Consider the following 4,639-nt stretch of genomic DNA (forward strand, 5'->3'; position numbering starts at 1 on the left):
CCGCCGAATTGAGCTTTTCCGCCGAGCGGCTGTTGTGTGATGAGCGAGTAGGGACCGATCGAACGAGCGTGAATCTTATCGTCCACGAGGTGGCTGAGCTTCATCATGTAGATGTAGCCGACGGTCACCTTTTCGTCGAACGGCTCGCCGGTAAACCCATCATAGAGCACCGTCTTGCCCAGCTCGTTGACCATGGGCGGCAACCCCTCCTCGCGCAGCTTCTTATCGGCCTGACGCAGCAAGTCCTTAATCTGATCCTCGCGGGCCCCGTCAAAAACCGGCGAGGAGAAGTACAATCCCAACGCCCGACCGGCCCAGCCGAGATGCGTCTCCAGAAGCTGACCGATGTTCATGCGGGAGGGAACGCCAAGCGGATTCAACACGATCTCCACCGGCGTGCCATCGGGCAGGAAGGGCATATCCTCTTCGGGCACGATCTTGGCGATCACGCCCTTATTGCCATGACGACCGGCCATCTTGTCGCCGACCGAGAGCTTTCGCTTCATGGCGATGTAGACCTTGACGATCTTGATCACGCCGGCCGGAAGCTCATCGCCGCGCTTGATCTTTTCCAACTTCTCCTCGTAGAACTGGCGCAGCACGGCGATCTGTCGTTCGGTGCGGGCCTCCAGCTCTTTGACCTCGGCCATGATGTCGGCTCGCTCCAACTGAATCCGTCGGATCGCATGGAGATCGAGCGACTCGATCAGCTCGCGGGTGAGACGGCTGCCTTTTTCGGCCAGGCGCCGACGATTGACGATCAGGTCGGCGGCGAGCTTTTTCCCTTCGAGCAGTTCCACCAACCGCTTGTTCCGCTCTTCTTGGAGGATGCGGATCTCATCGTTGAGATTCCGCATGAGCCTCTCCTCCTCGGCCTGCTCGATGGCCAGGCTTCGCGCATCCCGCGGCGCTCCCCGTCGGGTGAAGACTTTGACATCAATGACCGTTCCCTCGATCCCCGGCGGACACTTGAGCGAAGCATCGCGCACGTCACCGGCTTTCTCGCCGAAGATCGCCCGCAGCAACTTCTCCTCCGGTGTCAATTGCGTTTCCCCTTTGGGCGTCACCTTGCCCACCAGGATCGAACCCGGTTTGACGTAGGCTCCGATGCGAATAATTCCGCTCTCATCGAGATCGCGGAGCATGTACTCGGAGATGTTGGGAATATCGCGGGTGATCTCCTCGGGGCCGAGCTTGGTATCGCGCGCCTCGATTTCCAGTTCCTCGATGTGCACCGAGGTGTAGGCATCCTCTTTGACCAGCTTCTCCGAGATAATGATCGCATCCTCGAAGTTGTACCCGCGCCAGGGCATGAAGGCGACCAGGACATTCCGTCCGAGCGCCAGCTCTCCGCCGGCCGTGCACGGGCCATCGGCGATGACCTCGCCCCGCCGGACGCGCTGACCGACGCGAACCAGCGGACGCTGGTTGATGCAGGTGTTCTGATTCGAGCGTTTGAACTTGGTGAGCTGGTAAATATCCGCCGTGACTTCCCGCGAGAGCGATCCCTCCGCGCCCACATCGGCGCGAATGATGATGCGCTGAGAGTCAACCGAATCCACCACGCCGTCGCGTCGCGCGACGACCACCGCTCCCGAGTCCCGGGCCACGACGGCTTCCATTCCCGTTCCCACCAGGGGCGGTTCGGGCCGCAACAGCGGAACGGCTTGTCGCTGCATGTTGGACCCCATCAGCGCCCGGTTGGCATCGTCGTTCTCCAGGAAGGGGATGAGCGAGGCCGCCACCGAGACGAGCTGCTTGGGCGAGATGTCAATGAACTGAATCTCCTCTCGGCTGACGGTCACGAACTCGCCTCCGCGCCGGGCCACCACCATATCGGGAACGATGAACCCTTTGTCATCCACTTCCACGTTGGCTTGAGCGATGACGTACTTGGCCTCCTCCCAGGCCGTCAGATAAAACGGATGGGGTTCGTACTCGGCCGGGCGCAATCCTTCGGCCACCAATCGGCGATTGGCGCGATCCACCTTCTCTTTCGGCAGGTGATCGCCCAGAGCGAACTCGCTCTGACCGGGATTGGTGATGCGCACATACTCGATGACGCGCCCGTTTTCCACCCGGCGGTAGGGCGCTTCGATGAAGCCAAATTCATTGATGCGGGCGTAACAGGCGAGACTGGAAATGAGCCCGATATTCGGCCCTTCCGGCGTCTCGATCGGGCAGATGCGACCGTAGTGCGTGGGATGTACGTCACGGACCTCAAATCCGGCACGCTCCCGCGACAGACCGCCCGGACCGAGAGCCGATAACCGACGCTTGTGGGTGATCTCTGACAGCGGATTGGTCTGATCCATGAACTGCGAGAGCTGACTCGAACCGAAAAATTCTTTGAGGGCCGCGATCACCGGCTTGGGATTCACCAGATCCCGAGGCATCGCCGTCTGCAATTCGGCGTGGACCGACATCTTCTCCTTGATCGCCCGCTCCATGCGCACGAGACCGACGCGGAACTGATTCTCCAGCAACTCGCCCACAGCGCGCACCCGGCGATTGCCCAGATGATCGCGGTCATCAATCTCGCCGATGCCGCGACGCAGCTTCAACAAGTAGGTCACCACATCGAAGAAGTCCTGCGGCGAGAGCGTCAAATCGTTAATCCGGTGCCGCTCGGGATACCCCATCTTGATGTTGAACTTCAACCGCCCGACCCGCGAGAAGTCGAATTTGCGCGGATCGAAGAACATGGCCTCAAACAACCGCCAGGAGGAGAGAACCGTCGGGGGATCGCCCGGTCGCATCTTGCGGTAAATCTCCAGCAGGGCTTCGGCGGGCGTCCGCGCACTATCTTTCTTGAGCGTTTGGCTGAGGACCGTTCCCACATCATCCCGCTCGGGGAAGAAGACGTCGAACTCCTCCACGTTGCCGGCGATCAGGTTCGACAGGGCCTGCGGCGTGACGGGCGTATTGCACTCGGCCCGCAACTCGCCCCACCGATCCACAACATCGGCGATGAACATCGCTCCTTCAAGATCGTTGACCGAGACCTCGACTTCCTTGACCTTCGCCCGGAGCATCTCGCGATAGGCCGATGTGGTGATCTTTCGTCCGGCCTTGAGAATCACCTCCCCCGTCCGAGGGTGAACGACATCGGCCACCGGTCGCGGATCGAAGAGCTTCAGCGCGGCCTGTTCGATATTCTGATCCGCCTTCAACTGCCAGAAGACTCTTCCCTCTCGAAGGACGAATTTCTCCCACTGATAGAACTGACGCAGAATGTCCTCATCGGTGAAGCTGGCGTTGACAATTGTGCTCTTGAGCTGCTCATCGTCATCCTTGAAGGCCGCCAGGTTATAGCGCAGCGGCAATCCCAGAGCCCGCAGGAAAGTCGTGCCGACGATCTTGCGCTTTTTGTCTATCCTCACGTAGAGGATACTCTTGGTATCGTATTCGAACTCCACCCAGGCTCCCCGGTTGGGGATGATTTTCCCCAGGTAGGAATGGATCGTGGGCTTCTCGAAGTAGACGCCGGGGCTGCGATGCAACTGCGACACGATGACGCGCTCGGTCCCGTTGGTGATGAACGTCCCCCTCTCGGTCATCAGAGGAATCTCGCCAAAGTAGACGTCCTCTTCCTTAATGTCGCGCACCGAGCGCCGACCGGTGATCTCATCCACGTCGAAGATCGTCAGGCGGAACTTCACCTTCAGGGGGACGGAATAGGTCAGCCCTCGTTCCTGACATTCCTCGACATCGTATTTGAGTTTGAGTCCGACCGGCTCACCACAGTTGGGACAGAGATTGATGATGTTTTTGTTCGGAGTGCTGCACCGCTGGCAGAGGATGTCTTCCGAGGAAAGCGGATTGAGTTTGATCGAGGCTCCGCAGGACTGGCAGGTGGAACGCAGATGTTTGAGACCCTCAAGCTGGCCGCACTTACAGCGCCAGACCCCAACAGAATACTCCACGAAATCAAGCTGGGCCGTTCCCCGATAGTCGCTGATGGGAAAAACCGAGAGAAAGACCGATTGAAGTCCCACGGTCGGATCTCGCTCCTCCGGCAGCAGGTCCATCTGCATCAACCGGTCGTAGGACTGACGCTGAACCTCGATCAGGTTGGGAATGGTAATAAATGTCTTGATGCGAGAAAAATCAACGCGCTGGCGTTTGTTGATCAGTGGTGTTGACATCGTTCTCCCTCACACAGTACCTCGACGGCTCCGGCGACAGTGCGCTCTCCGGCAGCCGAGCGTGAAAAAGCAAAAAGACGCCCCCCGTAGCGGGCCCCGTGTCGTTGCCCAATCGCTCCAGGCGACGGCGAGAGAAACACTACCCCTGCTATCGCCCGTAATGGCGAGTGCATGATGGTGTGTGTCGTGTCCGACGAGCCTGCTCGTAATGGTTCTTATCCGAGATATAGCCATCCGAGCCGATGGCTCAAATGCCCCGACGGGGTTACTTGATCTCGACAGTTGCCCCCGCCTCGGTGAGCTTCTTTTTGATCGTCTCGGCTTCTTCTTTGGATACGCCTTCTTTCAGCGGTTTGGGGGCACTCTCGACCAGCTCCTTGGCTTCTTTAAGTCCGAGATTGGTCAATTCGCGCACCACCTTAATAACGTTGATCTTTTTCGCGGCATCAACCGAAGCCAGAATCACATCGAATTCGGTTTTCTCCTCGACG

General features: G+C 59.1%; 2 protein-coding genes. Both read right to left on the minus strand.

Annotated features, from left to right (window positions below; genetic code table 11):
- Positions 1-4,148 (minus strand): DNA-directed RNA polymerase subunit beta (rpoB, locus tag VNM72_10745; protein ID HXF05877.1); only part of this gene is annotated, 4,148 nt, incomplete at its 3' end.
- 265 nt (positions 4,149-4,413) lie between these two features.
- Positions 4,414-4,639: 50S ribosomal protein L7/L12 (gene rplL / locus VNM72_10750; GenBank protein ID HXF05878.1), on the minus strand; the 226-nt coding region annotated here is incomplete at its 5' end.

The sequence above is a fragment of the Blastocatellia bacterium genome (assembly GCA_035573895.1).
In the GTDB taxonomy this organism is placed as follows: Bacteria; Acidobacteriota; Blastocatellia; order HR10; family HR10; genus DATLZR01.